This is a genomic window from Serratia sp. EC4 (genome assembly GCF_059652115.1).
This window is the reverse complement of sequence record NZ_JBNIDE010000006.1, coordinates 86033-112526: the sequence shown is the minus strand read 5'-3', so window position 1 is coordinate 112526 and position 26494 is coordinate 86033. Positions and strand designations below refer to the sequence as shown.

Genomic DNA, 26494 nt, shown 5'->3' with positions numbered 1-26494 from the left:
GCTTTTGGGTTGTCGCCGAACGCCGTGCCCGATAACCTCTTCTTAACATATCAATATGACACAAGATCGGGCGAGCGTTTGAGCGAGAAAATCGGCTGGATAGACAACCTGCGGGCGATGGCGTGCATGATGGTGGTGATGATCCACGCCACCACCTATTACGTCACCAACGGCGCGGCGATAGGGCTGCACAACTGGGATATCGCCAACGTGCTGAACTCGCTGTCGCGCGTGTCGGTGCCGCTGTTCTTTATGATTTCCGGCTACCTGTTCTTCGGCGAAAAGAGCGCCGGCCGGCGGCATTTCACCCGCATCGCCTGCTGCATTCTGTTCTACAGCGCCATCGCGCTGATCTACATCGCGGCCTTCACCAAGATCGGTTTCTGGCCGTCGCTGCGCGGCATGTTGCAAAAGCCGGTGTTCTATCATCTGTGGTTTTTCTACGCCATTGCAGTGATTTACCTGCTGTCGCCGCTGATCAGCGTCAAACCGGTGTCGCGCCGCTACCTGGCCGCCGCGCTGGTGGTGTTGGCGGCGATCGCCAACCCGAATACCGACAAGCTGACCTTCGGCAACGCGCATCTGCTGCCGGTTAACCTGTATATCTACGGCGATACCTTCTACTACCTACTGTATGCGTTGGCCGGGCGGGCGATTGGCATGATGGAGACGCGCGGGCGCGCCGTGGGCTGGCTGGCGGCGTTGGGATTTGCGCTGTGCGTGGCGCTGATCGCGCGCGGCACCAAACATCAGCTGTTCATCAACGGCAACTTCGCCGATACCTACTACATCTACAGCGGCCCGCTGGTGTTTATGGCGGCGGTGGCGCTGCTGGTGTGGGTGAAACACTGTCTGCCGCAGCCGATCGGCTGGCTGAGCGCGTTTTCCCGCCATTCGCTGGCGATTTACGGTTTTCACGCCCTGATCGTCAACGTGATGCGCAATCGGCACCTGGATTTCACCGGCCACCCGCTGCTGGATATCTTCTGGGTGTTCGGCGTGGCGCTGGGGCTCAGCCTGCTGCTGTCTGTCGGCCTGCAGCGGCTGGATACCCGCCGGCTGGTGTCATAGCGGCGAGCGCTGGCGCTGCTGGGCGCGGCGCAGCTGCCGCCCGGAGGAAAAACCGGCCGCCAGCGCGGCCTTCTCCAAGCCATATCCTTGCTGCAGGCGCTGTTGCGCCACCGCCAACCGCAGCTGTTCATGATATTCCCGTACGCTGATGCCGACGTGGCTGCGAAACAGCCGCGCCAGATGGCGGCTGCTGACGTGCGCCTTCTCCGCTATCTGCGGCACCGACCAGTCGGCCTCCGGCTCGGCGGCCATCACGTCCTGCGCGCGGTGTACCGCCGGGTGCAGGTGGTTGCGGTAGCGCAGCCAGGGCGACAGCTGCGGATCGTCGCCGGCGCGGCGGAAATAAACCACCATGTCGCGTGCGACGTCGCGCGCCCGGCCGGAGCCGCAGTGGCGGTGAACCAGATGCAGCGCCAAATCGATGCCGGTGGTGATGCCCGCGCTGGTATAGACGCCGCGGTCTTCGACGAAGATGCGGTTCTCTTTCACCTGCGCCGCCGGCGCCTGCCGGCGGATACGCTCGATAACGTCGTGGTGGGTGGTGCACTGATAGCCGTCGAGCAGCCCGGCCTGCGCCGCCAGCAGCGCGCCGGAGCAGATGCACACCAGGGTGATGCGCTGCCGCTGCAGATCGGGCCGCAGCGTCGCCAGCCAGCGGCGGGCCTGCTCGGCCTCTTCACCGGCGAAATAGCGCTGCGAATCGCCGACGCCCGGCAGCACCAGAATGGCGCCGTCTTCCAGGCGTTCGGGCAACGGCTGCAGGCCGCTCAGCGTCATGCCGATGGAGCAGACGACCTGCGGCGCCGGGCTGAGGTAACGCAGGCTGAACGACCCGGCGAGGCGCAGGGTTTCCGCCGGGCCGCTGACGTCGAGCGACAGCACGTTGGGCAACAGCAGAAAATAGACGGCCTGCGGCATGGTTACTCCTGTGCGAGTTGCGCCAGCGCCTCATCCACGCTGGCGATGCGGGCGAAACGATCGACCAGTACGGTTTCAGTATGCCGCTTCAACTGCGCGGGGGTAAAGACTTCGCCGTCGGGATGGCGCATCGGGAAGGTTAACGTCGCCTCGGTGACGAAAGTCACCCGATAACCGAGGTCGGACGCCACCCGGGTGGTGGTTTCGCAGCACTGTTCGGTGCGGATGCCGGAGACGATCAGGTGGGTGATGTCCCGCTCGCGCAGCCAGGCGTCGAGGCCGGATTCGGTCAGCGCATTGTGCACATGCTTATGCACGGTGACATCCGCCTGGTGGGTGAGGAACGGCAGGCGCTGCACGTAGCCTGAAGCCAGTGAGAACGGCCCCTGCGGCGAGACGTGCAGCACGTCGACCAGCGCCGCGCCGCGTTGTCGGCAGCCCGCGATCAGGCGGGTCAGAGCCTGTTGAAACGCCGGCAGATCGTCCTCCTGCCAGAATGGACGGTGCTGGAATGATTGCTGGACATCGATGATCAATAACGCGCTCTGTGACATTTTCGGCCCTCCGCCAGTGTGTGTAGCGACCATCTTGCGCCGCGCCTTACTCGGACAGAAGGCCAAAAACGGCCATCATGATGACAACAGCGGACCGACCTTAGGCTTTGCTCACCTGACCGGCCACCAGGCGCCCCCGATGGAAGGTGGCGCTGCGCGTCGGCAGACGGGCGACCGCCTCGGCGGAACAGCTGGCGTTGACCAGCACGAACTCGGCGGCGTCGCCGGCTTTCGGCCAGGCGCGCTGCCCCTTATCGTCCAGCGGCAGCACGCCGCCGGTGGAGATGGCCATGGCGCGCGACAGGTGATACTCGTCGGAGCCGCGGTACAGCTGGGCGTACAGATTGGCCTTCTCCAGGATGTCGCCGGTGCCGAACGGCGACCAGTGGTCGATCACGCTGTCGGTGCCGGTCATCACGAACACCCCTTTCTCGCTGAGCTGCGGCAGCGGCATCATCAGGCCGCCGATCGGCACCGTGGAGGCGATGGTGATCTGCTGCGCCGCCAGCCGGGTGGCGGTTTCCGCCAGTTCGCCCGGCGTCAGCGTGGTCAGGGCGAAAGCGTGGCTGATGGTGACCTTGCCGCGCAGCGCCGGGTTTTTCTCCACGGTGGCGATCATGTAGTTGATGGCGGCGACCCCGGCCGGGCTGGTTTCATGCAGGTGGATATCCACGCCTTTGCCGGTATCGAGGGCGATCTGGAACATGGCGTCGAGCGATTTCTCCATCGCGCCGTCGACGTTGGTCGGATCCAGCCCGCCGACGTACTGCACGCCCATCTGCATCGCTTCGCGCATCAGCGCGTCGACTTTGGAGTGCAACAGGCCGTGCTGCGGGAAGGCGACGATTTCACAGCTGAAGTCCGCCCGGTGGTTTTCCAGCGCGCGCTGCAGGTGCTCCAGGCTTTTCAGGCCGCTGACCGGATCGATATTGCAGTGGCTGCGCGCCACGGTGCTGCCTTTGGACTGCAGCAGGGCAATCAGGTTTTCCGCTCGCTGCTGCGAGGTGGGCAGCAGTTTCGGGATCAGCGTCTGCTCCAGCGCGATCATGTCCATGATGGTTTTGCCCTGGCGCGGGCGCGGCGCCTGCCACGGGCCGCTGTAGAAAGTTTTGTCCAGGTGGATGTGCATATCGCGGAACGCCGGCAGCAGCAGCTGGCCCCGCGCCTGATAGCGAGGCACGCCGGCGGGCAACGCGGCGTTGGCGGCATGAATGGCGGCGATCTTGCCGTCTTTGATCTCCAGGGTGTACAGCGCGGTGCGGGTGCCGATCACCGTTTCGCCGTCGTATTCAAAGCCGTCTTCCAGCCGCACCTCACTCAGGCAGTAGTGGCGATCGGTCAGGGTCATCGGCGTTGGCGCACACGGCTCGCCGCCAGGCGAAGCGGCCTGTGCCATGCCGCCTGTCAGGCCGATCACCGCGCAGGCGGTGGTGAGTTTGCCGGTTTGGCTGAGGAAGGCTCTGCGGCCCGGTTGCTGAGGGTTTTCCACGTTCGGTTCCTTAATCCAGAGGTGAGGGGTGAAAACATCCTCCAATTTAGGAGAGGAACCGGCCGGTTGGCAGCGACATTTGCCACTGGTGACTATTCGATTTGGTAATGACCGGCGTGCGCCGGGGCAAGGATTTTCCTGGCTTGCTCTTTCGTAGCTTTAATGGCTACATTTGTAGCCATTAAAGCTACATGAGGTTAGCGTTATGCACGATCCGATGCTCGAGTTGCTGTTCAGCGAATACCGTAGAAAAGTGCTAAGCCTGCTGTTTATTGAAGCCGGGCGTGCGTTTCATGTGCGAGAAATTGCGCGGCGCACCGCAACTCAGGCCGGCACTTTACATAAAGAGTTGAGCAGGTTGGCGGAGAGCGGCATCTTGCTCAGGCAGCGGCAGGGCAACCAAATTTGCTATCAGGCCAACGCCGATTGCCTGATTTTCCCTGAGCTGGCGGCGATTTTCCGCAAGGTTTGCGGGCCGGCGGAGTGCTTAAGGCAGACATTGGCAGCGTTTGGCGAAGCTATTGAACGCGCTTTTATTTTTGGTTCTGTCGCCAGTGGCAAAGCGACGGCGGCCAGTGATATCGATGTTCTGATTGTCGGCAAACTGTCTTTTGCGGAGGTGATTCAGGCGGTTTACCCGCTGCAGGCAACGCTGGGTCGGGAAATTAACCCCAAACTGTACTCGCCAGAAGAGTGGCGAGCGGCTTTGGCCGAGAACTCCGCGTTTATACAGGACATTATGCAGAAACCCCAACTTTGGATTGCGGGAGACAAGGATGACGCTGGACAATCTGGTCGGGCTGGGACTGGAGGTGATAACGCCTGACGCGGGGGCGATTAAAAAATTGCTGGCCGCCGCCGCTCGCAATCGACGCGATGCGGGTATCACTCAGCTCAGCAATGAGAGCCGTTTCGACACGGCATATAAAGCGGTCATGCAAATGGCGAATGACGCTTTGCAAGCCAAAGGATACCGCACGCTGACCAGCAAACCCGGCCATCACCAGATCATGATCCAATCGTTGCCGCTCACCGTAGGGCTGCCGCGAGAGGAAATGATCTGCCTGGATGCATTGCGAAAACAGCGCAACGTGGCGGATTATTCCGGCGACTTGGTGACGGACGCGGCGGTACAGGCTTGCCTTGAGCAGACAGAAGCGCTGTGGGTACGGATTATCGACTGGCTGCAGCACGAACATCCGCAGATAGTGGCGTAAGCTGCCTTACTTCAACCCGCAAAACACCGTTAGCCGCTGGGCCAGCGCCAGCGTGGCGGCAGGGGCGCCGTCGCGGTAGTAGAGCGCCAGTTCGAAGCTGTCTATCGGCGGCAATCCTTCGGCTCCGCCCAGCACCCGGTGCGTCGGCAAACGGCAGCCGGCCGGCAGCAGGGTGACGCCCAGCCCGGCGGCCGAAGCGGCGGTCAGCGCCGCCAGGCTGGCGCTGCTGTAGCCGATGCGCCAGCGTTTGCCGAGGTTGTCGAGCGCCTGGCACAGCTCGTCGCGGTACAGGCCGTTCAGTGGAAATACCGCCAGCGGCACTGGCGATTGCTCGATGGCCGGGAAGGCCAGGCTGTCCAGCCACAGCAGCGGTTCCGGCCGCGCGGCGCGCGGCGGTTGCCGGCGGCGCTGTTTCACCAGGATCAGATCCAGCTCTTCACGCGCGTAGGCGCTGTGCAGATCGGCGCTCAGGCCGCTGGCGACGTCCAGCCGCAGGTGCGGGTGCTCGCGGCTGAAGTCGGCCAGCAGTTCGGTGGTGGGCACGGCGAAATCCTCCGGCATGCCGATCCGCAGCACGCCGTCGCGCCAGATGCCGGTCAGCGCGTCATGGGCTTCTTCATTCAGCGCGATAATGCGGCGCGCGTAGCTCAACAGCTTGACGCCTTCTTCGGTCAGCAGCACCTGGTGCGAGGAACGCTCAAACAGCGGCTTGCCCAGCATCTCTTCCAGCCGGCGCACCTGCTGGCTGACGGTGGACTGCGACAAAAACACCCGCTCTGCGGCGCGGGTGAAGCTGTTGCTGTCGCACACGGCGACGAAGCTGAGCAGCAGCTGCGGATTGAACATCGGGTAGCGATTCATTTTCCCACTGTTGGCTATTTTATTATTTAATTTCCCAATACTAGCGGCGTTGCCTACAGTAACGCAACGCTGCGGCGATCGCGCTGTGACGCCGCACTCTTCATTTCGCAGTACCAGGAATATGCCGTGTTAAATCATTCTGTTAATTCACCTTCCCCACGCCGCTGGCTCAACCCTCTGTTGCTGGCGCTGGTGTTGATCGGCCTGAACATGCGGCCGCTGTTGACCTCGATCGGCCCGTTGCTGCCGACGCTGCGCCAGGCCACCGGGCTGAGCTTTGGCGGCGCGGCGCTGCTGACCACGCTGCCGGTGCTGATGATGGGGCTGATGGCGCTGGCGGGCGGCGCCATCAATCGGCTGTTCAGCGAACGCAGCGCCGTGGCGTTGAGCCTGCTGGCGATCGGACTGGGCGCGCTTTGGCGCGAACTGGCCCCCGGCAGCGTGCAACTGCTGATGAGCGCGGTGCTGGGTGGGCTTGGTATCGGGGTGATCCAGGCGGTGATGCCCGGCATCATCAAGCATCACTTCCTTAAAAGCATGGCGCTGGTGGCCGGGCTGTGGTCGGCGGCGCTGATGGGCGGCGGCGGGCTGGGGGCGGCGATCACCCCGTGGCTGATGAGCGCGGGGCACGACTGGCACAGCGCGCTGGCCTGGTGGGCGTTGCCGGCCCTGGTGGCGCTAGTGGCCTGGTGGCCGGTCAGCCGGGGGCTGTCTCGCCTGGGCGCGGCGGGAGAACACCGCGGCCCAAGCCTGCTGCGCAACCGGCGCGCCTGGCTGCTCGGCGCCTATTTCGGCCTGATCAACGGCGGCTATACCAGCCTGATCGCTTGGCTGCCGCCGTATTACATGCAGCTAGGCTGGCAGCCGCAGGCCAGCGGTTCGCTGCTGGCGCTGATGACCTTCGGCCAGGTCGTGGGCGCGCTGCTGTTGCCGGCGCTGGCGCGCAACCATGACCGGCGGCCGCTGCTGTTGCTGGCGCTGATGATGCAACTGATCGGCTTTATCGGCCTGATTTATCTGCCGCAGACGTTGCCGTGGCTGTGGGTGTTGCTTTCCGGGCTGGGGCTGGGCGGCGCGTTCCCGCTGTGCCTGGTGCTGGCGCTCGATCATCTGCACCAGCCGGCGGCGGCCGGGCGGCTGGTGGCCTTCATGCAGGGTGTCGGTTTCCTGCTGGCGGGCGTCACGCCTTACCTTTCCGGCCTGCTGCGCGATTACAGCGGCGGCTTCGTGCTGGACTGGCAGATCCACGCGCTGCTGGTGGTGGTGCTGATCGCCATCACCTGGCGCTTCCACCCGCACAGCTATCGGCGGGCGTTCGCCGAATAATATTTCTGTCATTGCCGCTCCCTATAGTGACGTTGCTTTTACTTCTGGGCGATAACAACGAAAAGGGACAATGACATGCACAACACCAAAACCCGGCTGGCGCTGCTGGTCGGCTGCATGGCGCTGAGCGCCAACCTGTGGGCTGAGGCGCAGCCGGTGCAGGCGACGCTGGCGGGGCATGCGCTGCTGCCGGTGAAATCCGCCGTTTCCACACCGAAGGATGCGCCGAGCGATTTGCAGCAGAGCGGTAAATACACCAGCGGCAAACGCGTCACCGAGCTGGGCAGCGTGGCGGGCAAATCCGCCGATCGCCTGACCGGCATCGGCCTGCCAATCAACGGCCAACCGCTGCAGGGCCACTCCGGCATCAAACACATGCCCGACGGCACCTACTGGGTGCTGACCGACAACGGTTTCGGCAGCAAGGCCAACTCCCCGGACGCCATGCTGTACCTCAACCACTACAAAATCGATTTCAAAGACGGCACGGTCGCGCCGCTGAAGACGGTGTTCCTGCACGATCCGGATAAAAAGGTGCCGTTCCACATCATCAACGAGAGCACCGAGAAGCGCTATCTGACCGGCAGCGATTTCGATCCGGAAAGCTTCCAGTTTGCCGATGATGCCTTGTGGATCGGTGAAGAGTTCGGGCCTTACCTGATCAAGGCCGACCTGAACGGCAAGGTGCTGGCGGTGTTCGACACCCAGGTGGACGGCAAGGTGGTGAAATCGCCGGACAACCCGACGCTGACCCTGCCGGGCGCGCCGGACGGCAAACAGAACTTCCAGGTGGCGCGTTCCAAAGGCTTTGAAGGCATGGCCGCCTCGCCGGACGGCAGCAAGCTGTATCCGCTGCTGGAAGGGGCGCTGTGGGACGGCGAGCAGTTCGAGAACGTCGGCGGCAAACGCTACCTGCGGGTGCTGGAGTTCGACGTCAAACAGCAGGCCTGGACCGGCCGCAGCTGGCAGTACGTGCTGGAAGACAACCAGAACGCCATCGGCGATTTCAACATGATCGACGCCACCCACGGGCTGGTGATTGAGCGCGACAACGGCGAAGGCACGCCGGATAAAGCCTGCGCCGCCGGCGCGCCAACCGACAACTGCTTCAGCCAGGTGGCCAAGTTCAAGCGGGTGTATAAAATCGCCTTCTCGGAGGCCAACGTCGGCAAACCGGTCGAAAAATTGGGCTATATCGACCTGATGAACATTCAGGATCCGGACAAGCTGGCGCGCAAGCCGCTGAACGACGGCGTGCTGACCTTCCCGTTCTTCACTATTGAGAACGTGGACGTGGTGGATGCCAACCACATCATCGTCGGCAACGACAACAACTTCCCGTTCTCCTCCAGCCGCCAGCCCAATATGGCGGATGACAACGAGTTCATCCTGCTGGACGTGAAGGATTTCCTGAAGTAGCGCTCCCCGGCCGCCGAATCGCCGGCGGCCGCCATTTCCCGCTTAGCGCAGCGAACAAACTGCGCTATAATCAGCGCCTTGCTTCTTCTCTTCTCCAAGGAAGATCCTCGTCCCCGGTGGGGCGGCCGGACTTCAAATCCGGTTGGGGCCGCCAGCGGTCCTGGGCAGGTTCGACTCCTGTGATCTTCCGCCAATCATCGTCTCCCTTGCTCTTCTGTGTTAGCCGAGTTTTGCAACTTACATGACCGTCCATCTGAATGGATATGAGATCTTGCAGCCAGACAATGAGATTGTCCGGCTGCGCGAGGGATTATTACGGCTACTTATTGAATAGGTGCGTACCGATGGATAAACAGCCGCTGAGTAAAAAAATGGATGACAGAATAGAAATGTAAATGAGTGACTTCATTTAGGCCTCTGACGGTTAGAAAAGCGAAACGCAGCCGGATAACGCAAGCGTTGATGATAGGGTTAAAAGGTAATAGGCAATCTTTAGAAACATAAACTCATCCTGTTTTTGCGGTATCGACTCTCGGTTTGATAACGTCTGATTCATTTTGCAGAAAATTAACAACTGCTTATTTAATCCGACTATCCGGGGCTGGAAGGTCGGGGTATTTTCACTTTGGCGCCATGTTGAGCGTTTCTTTGCAGTGGATTGACAGTGGGTTGATGATTTTTTGGCATGCTTTCCTTTTGGTTAATAAACCATTCAAGACAGTTAAACTGTAATGAGGAAGGCCTCGTGAAAACCATGTCGTTAATTTTTTTATTGGCATCAATATTCATCACCGCGATTCATTGCCATGAAAGGCTATGCTTCGGCATTCAAAGCGGTATTGGCATACTCGGCAACGGAGCAAGTGCAATAACCTGTGATTTCAAGTCGTGCTCTTCTCATGATGTACCGCAATGCGTTAATGCCCCCAAGTTTTATATATTTAAACCTTTACTAAAACGTTTTAAAATCGCGTTAAAATCCCAGTTTTTAACTTCATCAGTTACATTTTCCTGAATTGTTGGTTGAAGAGTAATGAAACTTTAATTACAGCAAGCTGTTGAGTGAGGGATCTTTAAAGTCCCATTACTCTTCTGAACGTCACTTTGCAGCTTCAGGTTTTTGTACTGGCTTAGAATGTATAACTTATTGCCACGACGCCGCTTGTTCCCTCCTTTTGTTTAACGATAGGGCTATTGGCGGCGTTATCCCCGAGCCAGGTATGGTTGATGCCAAACCATCCGCCCCAGTTTTCGTTAAACTGATGCGCCCACGTCAGGCTCACGTCGGTGCCGTAATAGCCGCCTGCGCTGTTATAGCGGGAGTAACCTGAGTTTGCGCTTTGCGTACTGTTGACCCCGTACCAGGTGTTCATATAACGAGAGTCTGCAAATAATGCGCTGATTTTAAACGCCACGGTATCCTCTTCATCCAGAATAGGAATGAAATCGACGGAGGTCGCGTAAGATATCCCTTGGCCATCACTCAGCGGCAGAGTGGCTTTCCCTTCCAACACCAGCCAGGGCGTTACCGCCCATCCTAAGGTTAGGCCCGTATTAACAGTTGCCGAGACATCTCCCATGCCTTTCAGCGCGTCTGAGCCTTTACGCCAACCTAAATCTTCATCGGTTCGCCCAGAATCATAGCCTATCGTTGGAATGAAATATAAACCGTTTTCGCTTTGAAAACGAAAACCAGCACCATTCATTGAATCGACAAAGAAATTATCTTGTTGGTAATGAAATTGCGGTGCGGCTCCCCAGGTTTGCTCATTTGAACCGCTGTATTTTGGCGATGATACCGCACCAAAACTTACGGTAAATGCCGTTCCACTTTTATCGTTATCACTTGCATAGCTGGGGGAAATGCTGGATATTATCAGCAGAACCAACGTATTTTTAAGCATTTTACTTTCTAACATTATGAGCCTCTTTATTATGTGTGTCGGTATGATAAGACTTTTCACGCAAGGCGGAGTATGCCGATGATTTGTCAATTAACCGTCAATTAATAATCAATAAATAACCAAGAACCTTCAGGTGGGATGATATGCAAAATAAACGAGTTTTAGTCATTGAAGATGATATCGATGCGGCAAATGTGCTGGAGGCCTATCTTAGGCGTGAGGGTTATCATGTCGCAGTGGTGGGAAATGGATTGATTGGTTTAAATACGGCGTTAAGCTGGAAGCCCGACCTCATATTATTAGATGTTATGTTGCCTGATATGAACGGCACTGAGATATTGGCGTCTCTCAGGCGCAAGGTGAATACGCCGGTTATCATGATCACGGCGATGGGGGAGCCTCATGATAAAATAGGCGCGCTTCGCTATGGTGCGGATGATTATATTGTTAAACCCTATAACCCCGGCGAAGTTATGGCTCGCGTGCAGGCAGTGTTAAGGCGAAGCGGCGGGAATCAGCTGGTAGGCGAAGAAATATTGCGTTGGGAACGGCTCGAACTGGATCTCGCTAATATGGTGGCGAGGGTGGCAACGGGCGAGAGCGGCGCTCTCTCGCTGGATTTAACATTAACCGAGTTTTCCATTCTCAGCACGTTGATGAAAGCTTCAACGAGGCCGCTAAGCCGCCAGCTTTTGCTTGAAAAATGTTTACCTGAGAGTGATGCGCTCGAAAGAGTGGTGGATACACATGTTTATAATTTAAGACGAAAACTTGAAGCGGCAGGCGTTGATAACGTGATCTTTAACGTGCGCGGCGTTGGCTATCGGTTTTGCAAATCATGAAGAGCAAAAATAAGTCTCTTTTGTTTTGGGTGTCTGTTCGCATCGTCATTGTCGCCATCGTGACGCTTTTTACCATTATTCTTGCAATGTGGGGTATTTTTGCTGCCCAGTACTTTTATGTCATTCATGAAATGCCGGCATCTGTTTACGAGAGATTCTTGATGCTGCGAGAAAATCCGAATCTGGATATAGATGCGTTCCATGAGATCGTCGATACATATTGGGGACTGGATTACAGCACGCCTTCGCTGACTTCTTTAAATTGGGGGTGGCTGCTTATTTTTCTGATCGTTGTCGTTCCATTGATAACGTTGATGTGCGTGCGCATCGCACGTCCTCTTACCGCCCAATTTCGCAATCTCACCGACGTTGCGGAAATTGTGGCTCAGGGGAATTTTAAGCAACAAGCCGAGCTGGTTCAGGTGTGTCCTGATGAAATTATAAGATTCTCAATAAATTTCAATGAAATGGTTAACAAGCTCGCTTTGTACGAACGTGAGATAAAGGCGTCGCATGTCGCTTTGGCTCATGAGCTGCGTTCACCGTTGACCGGGGCTATGGGCCGTCTTCAAGGCATGATAGACGACGTTTTTCCTGCGAGTCAGGCACAGCTGAATATGGTCATGACGCAATTAAAAAATCTGAGTTACCTTACCGAAGATCTGTATTTCCTCTCCCTGGCCAGTGCGGGCCAACTGAAGTTGAGTAAAAACGTTTTCACTATCAACAACGTGTTAAAGGAAAGAGTGGCATGGCTCAAGCCTCAATTGGAGGCAGCGGGCATGTCCATTTCCATCAAGGAGAGCGGGCAGTTTGATTTTATTGGGGATGAATTCAGGGTAGGTCAGGTATTCAGTATACTTATCGAAAATATGCTTCGTTATTGTAGCCAGGGCGATCGAATGCGCATTTGTCTCGAACGGACAACGCAGGAAATCGTGTTGGCTTTTCAAGATACGGGGCCTGGCGTTGCACAGGATTATTTGCCGCAGATGTTTGAGCGTTTCACTCGCGGTGAAACATCCCGCGCGCGCGATTCCGGCGGCAGCGGGCTCGGGCTCTCCATTGCGAAGGCGATTTGCGTTGCCCATCACGGAACAATAACAGCCAGTCTGCCGGCCGGCAAAGGGCTGTTAATCACCATAAACTTGCCCCTGCCGGCGCAGGGCGCGGCTCACCTCTAGCGAGGCTTCTGGCGGCAGTGCCGCAATACGCTGCAGGAGGCATTATGGGCGGCGAAGCCCCTCACTCCCGCTGCAAAAAGAACTGTTTGATGGTCTGCCGCAGCCAGCGATGCGCCGGATCGCGATCCAGGCGCGGGTGCCAGGCCTGCACGATAAACACCGATTCCAGCTCGAGCGGCAGCTCGATCTCCGCCAACGGCAGGTGGATGTTGCTCACCCCTTGCAGCACATGGCGCGGCAGCGGCAGGATAAAGTCCGATTTCATGGTCAGCATCATCGCCGAATGGAAGCCCGGCAGGGTCAGGGCGACGTTGCGCTGCAGGCCGAGATCGCGCAGCGCGTCGTCGATCGGCCCCTGCGTGCGCCCGCGGCGGGAGACGCTGATATGCGGGTAATGGGTCAGGGTTTCGGGCGTTACCCGGCCGATGATTGGGTGCCCAGGGCGCACCAGCGCCTGAAAGGTGCTGGTGAACAGGCTCTGCGTCTTGATTTCCGGATGCCAGTCGCGTGAGGAACCGATCACCAGATCCACCTTGCCGCTGCGCAGCGCGTCATCCTCGCCGTCGCTTTCAGCGATAAACTTCAGGCCGCTTAACGGCGCCATGTCCCGCAGCGTCTCCAGCAAGCCGCCCGCCAGCGCGCCGATAAAAATGTCGTTGGCGCGAATGGTGAAGGTTCGGGTCAGCTTGCCGGGTTCGAACGCATCATTCGGTGCGATCAGCGCGGCGGCCTGCTCGATGATCTCGCCGAGCTGGCGTTTCAACTCCAGCGCGCGCGGCGTCGGCACCAGATGCTTGCCGGCCCTGACCATGATCGGATCGTCGAACTGCCGGCGGATGCGCCCCAGAATGCGGCTCATCGCCGGCGCGCTCAGATTCATCTTTTCGGCGGCGCCGCTCACGCTCCCTTCTTCCAGCAGCAGATTCAGCGCATAGATCAGGTTGAAATCAATTTTTTGCGGCATGGACTCTCCGGTGGTGGCGCGCTCAATGGATTGCGTTTTGTGCAACTAGTTAATTACATCATTTCATTTTAAACAATCGAAATAAGTCCGGATACTGCCCACGACAACAAAGATTGAGGCTGAAACAGCAGGAGTGGGGAATGGTTGAGGTGTCTGTTACGCCGCACCACAAAAATCGATGGCTCGCCAGCGCCGGTGAAATCAACGGCCGCACCTGGCTGGGGCTGTTCGGCGTGTTTTTGGCGGTGATGGCCAGCGGCGTGGGGGAAAACGCCAGCAAGTTCGCGCTGGCGGATATACAGGGCGGCATGCTGCTGAGCTTCGATGCCGGCAGTTGGCTGACCACCTGTTACGTCACCGGCTTTGTGATCGGTTCCGGGTTCACGCCCTGTTTTTGGCCAACCTTTTCGCTGCGCCGGGTGGCGTTGACGATGTGCGGCCTTTACCTGGCCGGTGGGCTGCTGACGCCCTGGTTGGGAGAACAGTATGGCGTGCTGCTGGCGGTGCGCAGCCTGCAGGGCTTCGCCGGCGGCGCGTTGCCGCCGATGCTGATGACGGTGGTGCTGCGTTTTATGCCGCCGCTGATCAAGGTGCTGGGGCTGGGCGCCTACGGCTGGGTCTCGGCCTGGAGCGCTACGCTGGGCGCCACCGCTGCCGCCTTTGCCTTTCACTGGGGTTGGAGCGGGTACTTCTACTGGAACCTGCCGCTGATGGCGATCGCCGCTGTGTGTATCGGCTACGGTCTGCCGCAGGATCCGTTGCGGCTGGAGCGCCTGCGGCAGTTCAACTGGCGCGGTCTGCTGCTCGGCGGCATGGCGCTCGGCATGCTGACGATGGGCATCTCACAGGGGGAGCGCCTCGACTGGCTGAACTCACCGCTGATCTACGTTTTATTGTTGGGCGGCATCGGGTTATTGGCATTATTTCTGATTAACGAATGGTATCACCCGCTGCCTTTTTTCAATTTGCAGCTATTAAGCAAAAAGAATTTGTCCTTCTCCTTAATTACGCTGGGTGGCGTGCTGTTAATTATGGTGTCGCTGGTCAATATTACGTCGGGATATTTATCTGCGATTCAGGGCTATCGTCAGGAACAAACTTCCGACTTAATGCTGTGGGTGGCGTTGCCGCAATTAATTACGCTGCCGATTGTCGCCATTATTTGCAATACGCCGCGGGTGGATTGCCGCTGGGTGCTGGCGATCAGCCTGCTGTTGATGGCCACCGCCTGCGTGCTGGCCGCCCAGCTGACGCCGGAATGGAACGGCGATACGTTTCGCGTTATCGCGCTGTTGCAGGCGGTCGCGCAACCGATGGCGATCATCCCCCTGCTGATGCAGGCGACCGGCGGACTGTTGCCGACCGACGGGCCGTTTGCGGCGGCCTGGTTCAACGCGGTGAAGGGTTTCGCCGCCACCGCGGCCGGCGGCGCCATCGCGCTGCTCAGCCGACAGCGCGGGGACTATCACGCCGGCACGATTGCCGACGGCTTCGGCTCGGCCTACAGCCGCGCATCGGGATCGGCGGAGCAGCTGGCGCAGCTTGCCGCCCGGCAGGGCCACGTGCTGGCCAGCGCCGATCTTTATTTGTTGGTTGCCGGCCTGGCGTTATTACTGACCGCGCTGATTTTAGTTATGCCGACCCGTATTTATCCGCCGCGTTCGGTCGCCGCCTGACATTTTATCATCAGAAATAAATATTAAGTGGAGTCACTTTTATGGCTAACAAGAAAGTCGCCGTCGCCGTATTGGCGGTTGCCGTCATTACGCTGGGGTTAATAATGAATAAGTTCTTTATTAAAGAGACACAGCAGAATACCAATGATGCCTATATTCGCGCCGATATCTCGCGTATTTCTCCGCAGATTGCCGGTGAAATTGCGCAGGTGTTGGTCAGAGACAACCAGTGGGTCAAACAGGGGGAATTGCTGGCGGTGATCGACCCGCGTGAATTCAACGTCGCGCTGGCGCAGGCGACGGCGCAGGAGCAATCCGCCCGCGCCCGGCAGGACGACGCCAGGGCCAACCTCACCCGGCAGAGCGCGCTGATCGCCGCCGCGCTGGCGGAGCGACAGGCGGCGCAGGCGGAGCTGGCGTTTGCGCGCCAGGAGCAGAACCGCTACCAGAGAATGGCCAGCAGCGGCGCGGGGTCGCAGCAGGCGGCGCAGCAGGCGACAACGCGAGTGCACACGCTTTCCGCCAATGTGGCGCAGGCGGAGGCGACGCTCAAAGCGGCGCGAAACATGGAGCAGGTGCTGCAAGCCAAGCTGGCGGACAGCGACGCCGAGCTGATGCTGGCGCAGGCGAAGAAAGCGATGGCCGAACTGAATCTGTCTTACACCCGCATCACCGCGCCGATCGGCGGCGTGATCGGCAAGAAAAGCCTGCGGGTCGGGGAGTTCGTCAAACCGGGCGATGCGCTGCTGGCCATCGTGCCGCAGGACAAGCTGTACATCATCGCCAACTACCAGGAAACCCAGCTGGAAAACATTGCGCACGGGCAGTCGGTAGACATCCATATCGATACCTTTCCCGGCCAAACGCTGAAAGGGCAGGTGGACAGCATCGCGCCGGCTTCCGGCGTCAGCTTCGCGGCCGTGGCGCCGGAGAACGCCACCGGCAACTTCACCAAGATCGTGCAGCGCATCCCGGTGAAAATTGTATTTGATATCAACAAAGAGCACGCCGCTTTGTTGAGCGCCCTGCGCGTCGGCATGTCTGCGGACGTCAGCATCAATACGCTGGACGGGGGCCTGCAATGAACAGAGCCGTGATCCCGCTGCTGTTGATGGCGCTGAGCGGCTGCCGGGCGGTAGGGCCGGACTACGCTCGGCCGCAGAGCGCGCTGCCCGAGAGCTGGGGTGAGCAGGCCGGCGGCGGGGCGCTGCCGGTGGCCTGGTGGTCGATATTCAACGATGCGCCGCTGTCGCAGCTGGTGCAGCGCGTGGCGGCCGGCAACCTGGATCTGCAGCTCGCCACGGCGCGCATGCAGCAAAGCCGCGCCTTGCTGGGCGTGACAGAGGCGGCGCTGATGCCGGATCTGAGCCTGGACGGCGCCTATCAGCGCCAGCGCGCCACCTCGGTGGGCAGCATGGATCCGTCCGGCAACGGCGGAGAGGCGGATTATAACCTCTGGCGCGGCGGATTCAGCGCCACCTGGGAGCTGGACATGTGGGGCAAGCTGCGTCGCGCATCGGAAAGCGCGCGCGCCGGCTTCGCCGCTTCGCAGGAGAATCGGCGCGCGCTGCTGACGTCGGTGACGGCGGAGGTGGCGAGCGACTATCTGCGTCTGCGCGCCACGCAGCAGCAGCTGGCGGTGGCGCAGGAAAACCGCGCCACGGCGCTGCGCACGCTGCAGCTGACGCAAAGCCGTTATCAAAGCGGCGCGGGCAACGAACTGGATATCGATCAGGCGCAGGTGCAGTTGGCGCAGGTGGATGCCCTGCTGCCGACGCTGTTCGATAGGCAGGAACGCTTGATCAACGCCATCAGCCTGCTGTTGGGCGAGCGGCCTGGCGCGCTGAAAGCGATGTTGTCGCCGACGGGGCCGCTGCCGACGCTGGCGCGCGCGGTGCCGATGGGGGTGCCGTCGGATCTGGCGCTGCGCAGGCCGGATATTCGCGAAGCGGCGGCGCGTTTGCATCAGGCGACCGCCGAGATCGGCGTCGCCACCGCCGACTACTATCCGCGCATCACGCTGACCGGCAACGCGGGCTATCAGGCGCTGGCGCTGGCGGATATGGGCAGTTGGTCCACGCATACCTTCGCCATCGGCCCCGCCCTGTATCTGCCGCTGTTCGACGGGGGGAAAATCACCCAGCGGGTGCGCCTGAGCGAATACCGGCAGCAGGAAATGGCCATCGCCTACCAGCAAACGGTGCTGCGCGCCTGGCACGAGATCGACGACGCGCTTTCCGGCTATCGCGCCCAGCAGCGCCGCCAGACACACCTGGCCGAGGCGCTGGCCGCCAACCGGCACGCGTTTGCGCTGGCGCGCGACAGCTATCTGAACGGCGCCAGCGATTTTATCCACGTTCTGAGCACGCAGCGTGCGCTGCTGGATCTGCAGTCCGCGCAAATTGTTTCAGAGGAGGAGACGGCGATCGCCGTGGTGAATATCTATCGAGCGCTGGGCGGCGGCTGGGAACACACCTACCCGTCTGCGGCGCCACAGGAGAAGGCTGATGCACAACACGCTGAATAAGATTGTCGACGAGATGCTGGAAAGGGACACCCGCCGCAAACGGGAGGCCCGGGTGAGCGCCGTGCGGCAAGTCACCGCTCGGATCCGCCGCATCACGTTGAGCGGCGACGATGTGGATAAGTTTATCGCCGATCCGCGCGCGCAGGAGCCGGCCAGTTGGGTCAAGATATTCTTCCCGTGGCGCGACACGCTGGCCGGGCGGGCCTACACCCTGAGCGGCATCGACAAACTCGCCCGCACCTTCGATATCGATATGGTGCTGCACGGCGAAGGCCCGGCGTCGAACTGGGCGCGCGACGCGATGCCGGGCGACAAGCTGGGGTTCGCCGGCCCTTGCTCCGGCGGCTTTCGGCTATTGCCGCAAACTCGCTGGCTGCTGTTGCTGGGTGATGAGACCGCGCTGCCCGCCATGCGCACCATTCTCGCCTCGCTCTCCGATCCGTTGCCGGTGCTGTGGTTCGCCGAAGTGGGCGATGCGCAGGAGATCCAGGACGTCGATTGCTCCTTTTTGCAGGTGAACAGCTGGCAAATCCGCACCCGACATTTCGACAGCGTGATGAACAGCCCGCTGGTGCAGGCCGTCAGCCATTGCGAGCTGCCGGCCGGCGAAGGGCAGGTGTGGCTGGCCTGTGAGCACCAGGTCGCCGCCTATCTGAAGGCGCGTTTTATCAACGAAATGGGCATCTCCCGCGCCGCCTTGTTTGCCAAAGGTTATTGGAAAAAGGGCGAAGCCAATTTCAAGGGCGCGATTTAACTCGGGCGAATGAGGATGGTTATGATTGAGAGAGTGTTATTGGCGGTGGATTGCTTTGAACACAGCGGCAACGCCCTGGAATTTATGGCGCGCCTGCAAGGCAGCATCGGCGGCGTGATCGTGCTGACGGTGGTGGACAATGCCTTCACGCTCAGCCGCAGCGGCCTGCGTTTCGACAGCGGTGAGCGCGAGGAGTATCCCGCCGCCCAGCGGGAAGAGGCGCTGGCGGAAAAGCAGGTCGGGCAGGTGACGCGGGCGCTGAAACAGCAGGGCTTCAATGCCCAGGGCTTGCTGGCCGCGGGGTCGCCCATCGAAGTGATCCCGGAACAGATGGCGCTGTTCAACTGCGATCTGTTGATCATCTCGCACCGCCACCTGTCTTCATTGGGGCGCTGGCTGAACGCTTCCGTCACGCGCGGCCTGCTGGATGAGATCGGTCAACCGGTATTGGTGATCCCGCGCTAAGCTATGGATAAGGGCAGCCGCATGCGGCTGCGCGCGTTCGGCGACGAAGGCCGCACATACCGGAGGTCAACATGCGAAGTCTGGAAGATCACCTTGCCGCTTATGCCGCCTATCACCGCGATGCGCGCAATATCGTCACGCACTTTATCGGCATCCCGCTGATCGTCGTCAGCCTGCTGACGCTGCTCTCCCGGCCGGCATGGGGCGCGGGATGGCTGCCGTTTTCGCCGGCCTGCGCGGCGGTTATCGTGTCGGCCCTCTATTACCTGCGGCTGAGCCTGCGTCTTGGCGTCATGATGCTGGCGTTGCTGCTGCTGTGCCTCGCGTTCGGCGCCTGGGTGGCGTCGCTGTCGACGGCGGCGTGGCTGAGCGTCGGCATCGGCGGCTTCGTCATCGGCTGGCTGTTTCAGTTTGTCGGGCATTTCTGGGAGGGACGAAAGCCGGCGTTTATGGACGACGTGACGGGCCTGATCATCGGCCCGTTGTTCGTGCTGGCGGAAGCCTGTTTCCTGGCCGGCGGGCTGCGCGCATTGCAGCGGAGCATCGAAATGCGCGCGGGCAAAGTGCGCAATGGGAGGGGATGAGGTGGCGTGGATTCCCACGGTGACGGCATGTCCGCTGCAGCAGGCTTTTATCCCGTTGCTGGAGGCGCTGACGGCAGGGCTGCCGCGCCAATTCCCGGCGCTCATCCACAGCATTTACCTCTACGGCAGCGTCGCGCGCGGCGAAGCCCTTCCCGGCGTGTCCGATCTGGACATCACGCTGTTGCTCATCAAGCCGGCCGATAGCGGGGCGTTGCAGCGCCTTGAGGCGTGGCGGCAAGCCTTTCAGCTGGAGCAGCGGATCGTGAGCAAGGTCGACGTTGACATCGGCAACGTTGATGAAGCGTTGGCACCGGAGCATCATGATTCCTGGGGATTTTGGCTGAAGCATCACTGCCGATGCCTGTGGGGCGAAGACCTGTCCGCCGCTTTTCCGCTGTTTCGGCCCGATCGGCGCATCGCGCTGGCGGTCAATGCCGATTTACGGCCCGTGTTGGCGCGTTATCGGGAGCAACTGCTGCAGGCAAGGACGGTATCGGATGAGAGGCGCTTAAAGCGCGAAGCGGCCAGAAAGCTGATCCGCGCCACCAATATGTTGCGCGCCGAGGGAAGCCCGTTCTGGCCGATAACGCTAACCGACTATGCCGAACAGCTGTTGGCGCTTTATGCAGAGCAGCGCGATGAAATGAACTATTGGTTAGCGCACGCGGCAGGGGAGGCGAATGACGCGGATTTTAGCGACAGAATGATGCGATTTCTTGACTGGATCGAAGCTCAGAAAAAAATAACGCCGGCTTGAGCCGGCGTTGTCGGCGCTCGTTAACCGATCGTCGGATAATCGGTGTAGCCTTCCCGGCTGCCGCCGAAGAATTTCTCTTTGATGGGCGCATTCAGCGCCAGCCCGTGTTGCAGGCGGTGAGGCAGATCCGGGTTGGCGATGAACGGGCGGCCGAAGCCGATCAGATCCGCCCAGCCTTTGGCCAGCGCTTCTTCAGCGCGTTCACGCGTGTATTTGCCCGAGTAAATCAGCGTGCCGCGGAAGATCAGACGCAGCGATTCTTTGAACGCCGCTGGCATTACCGGGGCGTCATCCCAGTCCGCTTCGGCGATGTGAATATAAGCGGCGCCGATATCGTTCAGCACGCTGGCCGCCGCCAGATAGGTGGCTTCCGGGGTATCGTCCTGCGAGCCCATCAGGGTGGTCAGCGGCGCCAGGCGCACGCCCAGTTTCTCTTTGCCGATGGCGTCCGCTACCGCCTGCGCCACTTCCCGCAGGAAACGCAGGCGGTTTTGCAGTGAACCGCCGTATTCGTCGTCGCGCTGGTTTTCCCGCGAGTCGATAAACTGATTGATCAGATAGCCATTCGCTCCGTGCAGCTCTACGCCGTCGAAACCGGCGGCGATGGCGTTGCGGGCCGCCTGAGCGTAGTCATTGACGATCGCCGGAATTTCTTCCCGGGTTAAGGCGCGCGGTGCGGAGTGTTGCACCATTTCACCCACGCCATGTTCCGGCCCGCGGCCTTCGACATCCACGAACACTTTGACCCCGTCGGCCTGGATGGCGGAGGAGGAGACCGGCGCGGCGTGGTCAGGCTGTAGAATGGTATGCGACACGCGGCCGACGTGCCAAAGCTGCGCGAAGATCTTGCCGCCGGCCTGATGTACGGCGTCGGTGACTTTTTTCCAACCGGCGATGTGTTCCGGGGTGTAAATGCCGGGCGTCCAGGCATAACCCTGGCCTTGCTGGCTAATCTGCGTGCCTTCGCTGACGATCAGCCCGGCGCTGGCGCGCTGGGCATAATATTCAGCCATCATGTCGGTGGCGACGTCGCCGGCGCCGGCCCGAGAGCGGGTCATGGGCGGCATGACGATGCGATTGTTCAGCGATAAACCGTTTAAAGAATACGAGTCAAAAAGCATGGCGCTTCCCTCTGTGTGTATTGGGCCGTAGGGCCTTGATGTTTTACTGAGGCCATTATATTTCGTCGTTTAATTCTAAAAACGCGCACAATAACAAAACACTTTTGCTCTGTGTTCAATAGTTGCGGTAGCCGCCGGCGGGCCGATATGGCGGCTTGCCGCAGGTGGCGAGAATGAACCCGATGTGCGCTCGGGCGACGGCGGCTATTGCCTGTCGGTGCGTGGTTAAGATAGAGTCGGCTGCTGTTTTCCCCCACGATTTTTAACAAAATCGCAAAAGTCTTTTAGCCTCCCGCCTGCTTATCTTTGGTGTGATCAATGTCATACTTTTGGCATCTTAACTTTCCCGCGCTTCGGCAGCGGTTAACCGGAGTTGTTTAATGAAAATTAACTTTCCCTTATTAGCCCTGGCGGTGGGGGCGTTCGGCATCGGCACGACCGAGTTTTCCCCGATGGGGTTGCTGCCGACCATCGCCAAAGGGGTGGACGTCTCCATCCCGATGGCCGGCATGTTGATCAGCGCCTACGCCGTCGGCGTGATGGTCGGCGCACCGCTGATGACGTTGCTGCTTTCTCACCGGGCACGCAGAAGCGCGCTGATCTTCCTGATGGCGATCTTTACCCTGGGTAACGTGCTGTCGGCCGTTGCGCCTGACTACACCACCCTGATGCTGTCGCGCATCATCACCAGCCTGAACCACGGCGCGTTCTTTGGCCTCGGCTCGGTGGTGGCCGCCAGCGTGGTGCCGAAGGAGAAACAGGCGAGCGCCGTGGCGACCATGTTTATGGGCCTGACCATCGCCAATATCGGCGGGGTGCCCGCCGCGACCTGGCTGGGTGAAACCATCGGCTGGCGCATGTCGTTTCTGGCGACGGCCGGGCTGGGCGTGATCGCCATGCTGGGGCTGTGGTTCTCGTTGCCGAAAGGCAGCGCCGGCGCGCGTCCGGATGTGAAACGCGAGCTGTCGGTATTGGTGCGCCCACAGGTGCTGTCCGCCTTGCTGACGACCGTGCTGGGCGCGGGCGCGATGTTCACGCTCTATACCTATATCTCGCCGGTGTTGCAGCACATCACCGATGCGACACCGCTGTTCGTGACGTCCATGCTGGTGTTGATCGGCGTCGGTTTCTCCATCGGCAACTACCTCGGCGGCAAGTTAGCCGACCGCTCCGAAAGCGCGACGCTAAAAGGCTTCTTGTTGCTGCTGGTGGTCATTATGCTGGTGATCCCGTTCCTGGCGCGCAGTGAAATCGGCGCCGCGGTCAGCATGGTGATTTGGGGCGCGGCGACCTTTGCCGTGGTGCCGCCGCTGCAGATGCGCGTGATGCGCGTCGCCAGTGAAGCGCCGGGGCTGTCGTCTTCGGTCAATATCGGCGCCTTTAACCTGGGCAATGCGCTGGGCGCCGCCGCCGGTGGCGCGGTAGTCTCCGCCGGGCTGGGATACAGCTTCGTACCGGTGATGGGGGCGATTATTGCCGGATTGGCGCTGCTGCTGGTGCTGTTCACCCATCGTCAGGCCGAAAAAGTGGCCTACGTCAACGGTTAAAAACGACAGCGTGCGGCGGGGTTCCCCGCCGCGCTCACTCAAAGCCGAGCAGGCTGAACGCATCGTCCTGCGGGGCGTAGCCGAGCAGGCGACGGGTCTCTTCCAGCGATAAACGCGTGTAGCGGTTATTGGAAACCCCGTGCACCACCGCATATTGCACCCCTTCGACACGAATGCAGCGCTCCAGCAGATCGGCGGCGTCGCGATGGCTGAGAAACGCGCTCATGTCGCGGGCGCTGAGCCGATCGCCCGGGCTGAGGGTGGTGAAGTTGGCGATGCGCACCGACAGGGCGGAAAGCCCTTCCTGATGGGCGAAGTAGGCGGCGATGCCTTCGCCGAACGCCTTGCTGGCGCCGTACAGGTTTTTCGGTTTCGGCGCGTCATCCGGGCGGATTTGGTAATCGAGCGGATAGCCTTCCACCGCCTGCGCGCTGCTGGCGAACACCACCCGGCGGCAGCCGGCGTCTTTCGCCGCGCGGAAGATATTGAAGGTGCCGAGAATGTTGTTGTCCATCAACGAACCGCAAAAGTCGGCATCGGGGGAGGGATCGGCCGCCAGGTGCAACACGGTGTCGATATTGGCGCAGGCCGCGCGGCAGGCGTCGAGATCGGCGATGTTGAAGCTGATGACTTCGTCGCCGGGCCGCAGATCGCTCAGCAGGCTGATGTCTCGTTCCGCCAGGCGCAGCGCGTAGCGATCGCCCATCGCCTGGCGAAACGCCGTGGCTACCCGGCCGCCGGCGCCGGTGATCAGAATCCGTCCCAACTCAGTCCGCAACGTCATGGCCGCTGTCATCCCTACAATCGATTACGCGTTGACCAGTAATAATCGCCCGCGTGACTTTTGTCCAGTCGTTTTAATTAGTCATTCTGATGTTTCTTTCGCCATCGTCAATTGCGCATGGTGATTTTCGCGCGGGTGAATATCGTGGAATGTTAACGATGTGCAATCAAGTTTGGCGATCTATTTGCCTTATGGATTGCCGGTTGTGACTAAAAAAGTGGGGATTGACAGTGGATGGAAGAGCGCTTTGCTTTCGCCTGATAGTGAATTATTAGGTTAGTTAATCTTATGTTTTGCCTGAGGCGGGCGATATTCCGCCCCTCTCTATTCCGCCTGCGCGATATATCACTGCTGCGCTGAAGCCGATAGAGGGCGACAGCCCTTATTTGATACCTCAGATCGGTTTTGCCCGCCCGATCACAGTTCGGCAATTTGCCGACGCAAGGCCTTGCCCCGGCAAAATCCGCGGTGTTAACGTCATAACTCAACCGATTTAGGGTTGTTACTGCTACGGCAGGCAAAACCTAAACCTCGCGTTTCTGTTCCCCGATGGGGCAGAGGCCGCGAGGTTTAGGTTTTTTTTTGCGCCGAATTTCGCCTCAGCGCCAGGCCAGTGCGGGGCGGGGAGCGGCAGAACGCGAAGTCTAAGGATAACCGTATGAAATATGACACATTAGCCAGTGAGATTTTGGCCGGCGTCGGTGGCCGCGACAATGTGAAAAGCCTGGTGCATTGCGCTACCCGCCTGCGTTTCAAGCTGCGCGACGACAATCGCGCCAACGCGGCAGCGCTGAAGAAAAATCCGGGCGTCATCATGGTGGTGGAGAGCGGCGGCCAGTTCCAGGTGGTGGTGGGCAACCACGTGGCGGAGGTGTTCGACGCGGTCAATCGGGTCGGCGGATTGGCTGACGGTGCGTCGAACGGCAGCGATGCGGACGATAAAAAAGACAACCTGCTCAGCCGCTTTATCGATCTGGTGTCCGGCATTTTTACCCCGCTGCTCGGGGTGATGGCCGCTTCGGGGATCCTGAAAGGCTTCCTGGCGCTGAGCCTGGCCTGCGGCTGGCTGCTGGAGAGCGGCGGCTCCTTCAAAATGCTGTTCGCCGCCAGCGACTCGTTGTTCTACTTCTTCCCGATCATGCTCGGCTACACCGCCGGAAAAAAATTCGGCGGCAACCCCTTCGTCACCATGGCGATCGGCGGCGCGTTGACGCATCCGCTGATGATGGCGGCCTTCGAAGCGGCGCAGCAGCCGGGCGCGGTGCGCGAGTATTTCTTCGGCATTCCGCTGACCTTCATCAACTACAGCTCGTCGGTGATCCCGATCATCTTTGCGGCCTGGGTGTCCTGCCGCCTGGAGCCGTTGTTTAACCGGGTGATCCACAGCGCGCTGCGCAATTTCATCACGCCGCTGCTGTGCCTGGCGATCACCGTGCCGTTGACCTTCCTGCTGATCGGCCCGGCGGCAACCTGGCTCAGCCACCTGCTGGCCAACGGCTATCAAAGCATTTACGCCTTTAACCCGATCATCGCCGGCGCCTTTATGGGGGCGATGTGGCAGGTGTGCGTGATCTTCGGCCTGCACTGGGGATTGGTGCCGTTGATGATCAACAACCTGAGCGTGCTGGGGCGCGACACCATGGTGCCGCTGCTGTTGCCGGCGGTGATGGGGCAGGTCGGCGCCACGCTGGGCGTGATGCTGCGCACCCGCGACGCCAAACTGCGGGCGCTGTCCGCTTCGGCCATCGGCGCCGGGATTTTCGGCATCACCGAGCCGGCGGTGTATGGCGTCACGCTGCCGAACAAGCGTCCGTTCATCTTCGGCTGCATCGGCGGCGCGCTGGGCGGCGCGGTGATCGGCTACTTTCATACCTCGGTTTACTCGTTCGGCCTGGTGAGCGTATTCACCTTCGCGCAGATCATCCCCGGCGGCGGCATCGACGCCACGGTATGGGGCGCGATCGGCGGCACCCTGCTGTCGTTCGTGTTCGCCGCGCTGGCCAGCTACCTGTTCGGCGTCGCGCCGGCGGAAGAGACGGCGCAGCCTGAAGCCGCCGCGCCGCTTAACCGCAAACAGACCATCCTCAGCCCGATCGCCGGCGACATCGTGCCGCTGGATCAGGTGAACGACGCGACCTTCGCCAGCGGCCTGCTGGGGAAAGGGGTGGCGATCGCGCCGCAGCAGGGGCGCGTAGTGGCGCCGGTGAGCGGCAGCGTGGCGTCGCTGTTCAAAACCAAACACGCCATCGGCATCGAATCGGACGATGGCGCGGAGATTCTCATCCACGTCGGCATCGATACCGTGAAGCTCGACGGGGCGCATTTCACCGCCCACGTGCGGGAAGGCGAGCGGGTCGCCCCGGGCGATCTGCTGATCGAGTTCGACCAGGCGGCGATCCATGCCGCCGGCTATGACACCACCACGCCGATCATCATCAGCAACAGCGATGACTACGTGGACGTGTTGACCAGCGGCCTGTCTCCGGTGCAGGAACAGGCGCCGCTGCTGACTTTATTACGTTAATTGAGG

Annotated in this window: 24 protein-coding genes and 1 tRNA gene; 17 read left to right on the top strand and 8 right to left on the bottom strand. The window is 60.3% G+C overall.

Annotated features, from left to right (window positions below; all coding sequences use genetic code 11):
* The first annotated feature begins 78 nt into the window (after positions 1–78).
* Complete coding sequence (locus ACP39K_RS17630) at positions 79–1071, top strand: acyltransferase (protein WP_497008729.1); 993 nt, start codon at positions 79–81, stop codon at positions 1069–1071.
* Here the strand turns inward: ACP39K_RS17630 and ACP39K_RS17625 are convergent.
* The 3 genes from ACP39K_RS17625 to ACP39K_RS17615 all read right to left on the bottom strand — a co-directional run bounded on the left by ACP39K_RS17625 (position 1066) and on the right by ACP39K_RS17615 (position 4032).
* Positions 1066–1989 (bottom strand): GlxA family transcriptional regulator, encoded by a 924-nt coding sequence (locus ACP39K_RS17625; protein WP_497008728.1) that lies wholly within the window; start codon positions 1987–1989, stop codon positions 1066–1068. The two genes, ACP39K_RS17630 and ACP39K_RS17625, sit on opposite strands and share 6 nt — an antisense overlap.
* A 2-nt stretch (positions 1990–1991) precedes the next feature.
* On the bottom strand, positions 1992–2543 hold the full coding sequence (locus ACP39K_RS17620) for a cysteine hydrolase family protein (protein ID WP_033639071.1): 552 nt from the start codon (positions 2541–2543) through the stop codon (positions 1992–1994).
* Positions 2544–2643: 100 nt separating this feature from the next.
* Positions 2644–4032, bottom strand: a complete 1389-nt coding sequence (locus ACP39K_RS17615; RefSeq protein ID WP_033639070.1) for an amidohydrolase family protein — start codon at positions 4030–4032, stop codon at positions 2644–2646.
* Between the two features lie 205 nt (positions 4033–4237).
* Between ACP39K_RS17615 and ACP39K_RS17610 the strand changes: the two genes are divergently transcribed.
* Positions 4238–4858, top strand: a complete 621-nt coding sequence (locus ACP39K_RS17610) for a nucleotidyltransferase domain-containing protein (RefSeq protein WP_016929554.1) — start codon at positions 4238–4240, stop codon at positions 4856–4858.
* The gene (locus ACP39K_RS17605; protein WP_497008727.1) at positions 4809–5249 is read left to right on the top strand and encodes a DNA-binding protein; all 441 of its coding nucleotides are present in this window, start codon (positions 4809–4811) and stop codon (positions 5247–5249) included. Before ACP39K_RS17610 ends, ACP39K_RS17605 begins: the two co-directional genes overlap by 50 nt.
* A 6-nt stretch (positions 5250–5255) precedes the next feature.
* Here the strand turns inward: ACP39K_RS17605 and ACP39K_RS17600 are convergent, their stop codons facing one another.
* The gene (locus ACP39K_RS17600) at positions 5256–6110 is read right to left on the bottom strand and encodes a LysR family transcriptional regulator (protein WP_033639068.1); all 855 of its coding nucleotides are present in this window, start codon (positions 6108–6110) and stop codon (positions 5256–5258) included.
* Positions 6111–6236: 126 nt separating this feature from the next.
* Here ACP39K_RS17600 and ACP39K_RS17595 point away from each other — a divergent pair, with 126 nt between their 5' ends.
* The 3 genes from ACP39K_RS17595 to ACP39K_RS17585 all read left to right on the top strand — a co-directional run bounded on the left by ACP39K_RS17595 (position 6237) and on the right by ACP39K_RS17585 (position 9048).
* Positions 6237–7436: a cyanate transporter gene (locus ACP39K_RS17595; RefSeq protein WP_321161827.1), complete on the top strand. Its 1200-nt coding sequence runs from the start codon at positions 6237–6239 to the stop codon at positions 7434–7436.
* 75 nt (positions 7437–7511) lie between these two features.
* Positions 7512–8855 carry an esterase-like activity of phytase family protein gene (locus tag ACP39K_RS17590; protein WP_497008726.1) on the top strand — a complete coding sequence of 448 codons (1344 nt, stop codon included), beginning with the start codon at positions 7512–7514 and terminating at the stop codon, positions 8853–8855.
* A 98-nt stretch (positions 8856–8953) separates the two neighbouring features.
* Positions 8954–9048 (top strand) — tRNA-Sec (locus tag ACP39K_RS17585).
* A 937-nt stretch (positions 9049–9985) separates the two neighbouring features.
* Here ACP39K_RS17585 and ACP39K_RS17580 read toward each other — a convergent pair.
* Positions 9986–10774 (bottom strand): MipA/OmpV family protein, encoded by a 789-nt coding sequence (locus ACP39K_RS17580; RefSeq protein ID WP_497008725.1) that lies wholly within the window; start codon positions 10772–10774, stop codon positions 9986–9988.
* A 128-nt stretch (positions 10775–10902) separates the two neighbouring features.
* Between ACP39K_RS17580 and ACP39K_RS17575 the strand changes: the two genes are divergently transcribed.
* Together ACP39K_RS17575 and ACP39K_RS17570 are read left to right on the top strand one after the other, a co-directional pair.
* Positions 10903–11601, top strand: a complete 699-nt coding sequence (locus ACP39K_RS17575; RefSeq protein ID WP_060444939.1) for a response regulator — start codon at positions 10903–10905, stop codon at positions 11599–11601.
* Positions 11598–12785, top strand: coding sequence for a sensor histidine kinase (locus ACP39K_RS17570; protein ID WP_497008724.1), 1188 nt, complete (start codon positions 11598–11600; stop codon positions 12783–12785). Before ACP39K_RS17575 ends, ACP39K_RS17570 begins: the two co-directional genes overlap by 4 nt.
* A 61-nt stretch (positions 12786–12846) precedes the next feature.
* Here ACP39K_RS17570 and ACP39K_RS17565 read toward each other — a convergent pair whose 3' ends face one another.
* A complete protein-coding gene (locus ACP39K_RS17565) occupies positions 12847–13749 on the bottom strand; it encodes a LysR family transcriptional regulator (protein WP_031299766.1) in 903 nt (300 codons plus the stop codon).
* A gap of 140 nt (positions 13750–13889) precedes the next feature.
* On the opposite strand from ACP39K_RS17565, the gene ACP39K_RS17560 reads away from it, so the two are divergent.
* From ACP39K_RS17560 to ACP39K_RS17530, 7 genes are all read left to right on the top strand, one after another.
* Entirely contained in the window at positions 13890–15425 is a 1536-nt protein-coding gene (locus tag ACP39K_RS17560; protein ID WP_033639044.1) for an MFS transporter, read from the top strand.
* Between the two features lie 41 nt (positions 15426–15466).
* On the top strand, positions 15467–16510 hold the full coding sequence (locus tag ACP39K_RS17555) for an HlyD family secretion protein (RefSeq protein ID WP_016929545.1): 1044 nt from the start codon (positions 15467–15469) through the stop codon (positions 16508–16510).
* Positions 16507–17952 (top strand): efflux transporter outer membrane subunit, encoded by a 1446-nt coding sequence (locus ACP39K_RS17550; protein ID WP_048796905.1) that lies wholly within the window; start codon positions 16507–16509, stop codon positions 17950–17952. Before ACP39K_RS17555 ends, ACP39K_RS17550 begins: the two co-directional genes overlap by 4 nt.
* On the top strand, positions 17933–18706 hold the full coding sequence (locus ACP39K_RS17545) for a siderophore-interacting protein (RefSeq protein WP_048796904.1): 774 nt from the start codon (positions 17933–17935) through the stop codon (positions 18704–18706). The genes ACP39K_RS17550 and ACP39K_RS17545 overlap by 20 nt, the downstream gene beginning before the upstream one ends.
* A gap of 21 nt (positions 18707–18727) precedes the next feature.
* A complete protein-coding gene (locus tag ACP39K_RS17540; RefSeq protein WP_234213421.1) occupies positions 18728–19171 on the top strand; it encodes a universal stress protein in 444 nt (147 codons plus the stop codon).
* Between the two features lie 71 nt (positions 19172–19242).
* Positions 19243–19755, top strand: a complete 513-nt coding sequence (locus ACP39K_RS17535; protein ID WP_048796903.1) for an Mpo1 family 2-hydroxy fatty acid dioxygenase — start codon at positions 19243–19245, stop codon at positions 19753–19755.
* A gap of 1 nt (position 19756) precedes the next feature.
* On the top strand, positions 19757–20512 hold the full coding sequence (locus ACP39K_RS17530) for a nucleotidyltransferase domain-containing protein (RefSeq protein ID WP_233496217.1): 756 nt from the start codon (positions 19757–19759) through the stop codon (positions 20510–20512).
* 20 nt (positions 20513–20532) lie between these two features.
* Here the strand turns inward: ACP39K_RS17530 and ACP39K_RS17525 are convergent, their stop codons facing one another.
* Positions 20533–21633: an alkene reductase gene (locus tag ACP39K_RS17525; protein ID WP_016929541.1), complete on the bottom strand. Its 1101-nt coding sequence runs from the start codon at positions 21631–21633 to the stop codon at positions 20533–20535.
* 380 nt (positions 21634–22013) lie between these two features.
* On the opposite strand from ACP39K_RS17525, the gene ACP39K_RS17520 reads away from it, so the two are divergent.
* A complete protein-coding gene (locus ACP39K_RS17520) occupies positions 22014–23180 on the top strand; it encodes an MFS transporter (protein ID WP_016929540.1) in 1167 nt (388 codons plus the stop codon).
* A 34-nt stretch (positions 23181–23214) separates the two neighbouring features.
* On the opposite strand, the gene ACP39K_RS17515 is transcribed toward ACP39K_RS17520, so the two are convergent.
* A complete protein-coding gene (locus ACP39K_RS17515) occupies positions 23215–23964 on the bottom strand; it encodes an NAD-dependent epimerase/dehydratase family protein (protein ID WP_028127800.1) in 750 nt (249 codons plus the stop codon).
* Between the two features lie 658 nt (positions 23965–24622).
* Between ACP39K_RS17515 and bglF the strand changes: the two genes are divergently transcribed.
* Entirely contained in the window at positions 24623–26488 is a 1866-nt protein-coding gene (gene bglF / locus ACP39K_RS17510) for a PTS beta-glucoside transporter subunit IIABC (RefSeq protein ID WP_033639037.1), read from the top strand.
* The last annotated feature ends 6 nt before the right edge of the window (positions 26489–26494 follow it).

What these genes read in the sequence shown, in the direction of transcription:
- ACP39K_RS17605 (WP_497008727.1), top strand. Translation starts at nt 4,809, where the DNA reads ATGACGCTGGACAATCTGGTCGGGCTGGGACTGGAGGTGATAACGCCT.
- ACP39K_RS17520 (WP_016929540.1), top strand. Translation starts at nt 22,014, where the DNA reads ATGAAAATTAACTTTCCCTTATTAGCCCTGGCGGTGGGGGCGTTCGGC.
- bglF (WP_033639037.1), top strand. Translation starts at nt 24,623, where the DNA reads ATGAAATATGACACATTAGCCAGTGAGATTTTGGCCGGCGTCGGTGGC.
- ACP39K_RS17625 (WP_497008728.1), bottom strand. Translation starts at nt 1,989, where the DNA reads ATGCCGCAGGCCGTCTATTTTCTGCTGTTGCCCAACGTGCTGTCGCTC.
- ACP39K_RS17590 (WP_497008726.1), top strand. Translation starts at nt 7,512, where the DNA reads ATGCACAACACCAAAACCCGGCTGGCGCTGCTGGTCGGCTGCATGGCG.
- ACP39K_RS17515 (WP_028127800.1), bottom strand. Translation starts at nt 23,964, where the DNA reads ATGACGTTGCGGACTGAGTTGGGACGGATTCTGATCACCGGCGCCGGC.
- ACP39K_RS17620 (WP_033639071.1), bottom strand. Translation starts at nt 2,543, where the DNA reads ATGTCACAGAGCGCGTTATTGATCATCGATGTCCAGCAATCATTCCAG.
- ACP39K_RS17550 (WP_048796905.1), top strand. Translation starts at nt 16,507, where the DNA reads ATGAACAGAGCCGTGATCCCGCTGCTGTTGATGGCGCTGAGCGGCTGC.
- ACP39K_RS17545 (WP_048796904.1), top strand. Translation starts at nt 17,933, where the DNA reads ATGCACAACACGCTGAATAAGATTGTCGACGAGATGCTGGAAAGGGAC.
- ACP39K_RS17575 (WP_060444939.1), top strand. Translation starts at nt 10,903, where the DNA reads ATGCAAAATAAACGAGTTTTAGTCATTGAAGATGATATCGATGCGGCA.
- ACP39K_RS17535 (WP_048796903.1), top strand. Translation starts at nt 19,243, where the DNA reads ATGCGAAGTCTGGAAGATCACCTTGCCGCTTATGCCGCCTATCACCGC.
- ACP39K_RS17525 (WP_016929541.1), bottom strand. Translation starts at nt 21,633, where the DNA reads ATGCTTTTTGACTCGTATTCTTTAAACGGTTTATCGCTGAACAATCGC.
- ACP39K_RS17600 (WP_033639068.1), bottom strand. Translation starts at nt 6,110, where the DNA reads ATGAATCGCTACCCGATGTTCAATCCGCAGCTGCTGCTCAGCTTCGTC.
- ACP39K_RS17570 (WP_497008724.1), top strand. Translation starts at nt 11,598, where the DNA reads ATGAAGAGCAAAAATAAGTCTCTTTTGTTTTGGGTGTCTGTTCGCATC.
- ACP39K_RS17555 (WP_016929545.1), top strand. Translation starts at nt 15,467, where the DNA reads ATGGCTAACAAGAAAGTCGCCGTCGCCGTATTGGCGGTTGCCGTCATT.
- ACP39K_RS17560 (WP_033639044.1), top strand. Translation starts at nt 13,890, where the DNA reads ATGGTTGAGGTGTCTGTTACGCCGCACCACAAAAATCGATGGCTCGCC.
- ACP39K_RS17565 (WP_031299766.1), bottom strand. Translation starts at nt 13,749, where the DNA reads ATGCCGCAAAAAATTGATTTCAACCTGATCTATGCGCTGAATCTGCTG.
- ACP39K_RS17580 (WP_497008725.1), bottom strand. Translation starts at nt 10,774, where the DNA reads ATGTTAGAAAGTAAAATGCTTAAAAATACGTTGGTTCTGCTGATAATA.
- ACP39K_RS17540 (WP_234213421.1), top strand. Translation starts at nt 18,728, where the DNA reads ATGATTGAGAGAGTGTTATTGGCGGTGGATTGCTTTGAACACAGCGGC.
- ACP39K_RS17610 (WP_016929554.1), top strand. Translation starts at nt 4,238, where the DNA reads ATGCACGATCCGATGCTCGAGTTGCTGTTCAGCGAATACCGTAGAAAA.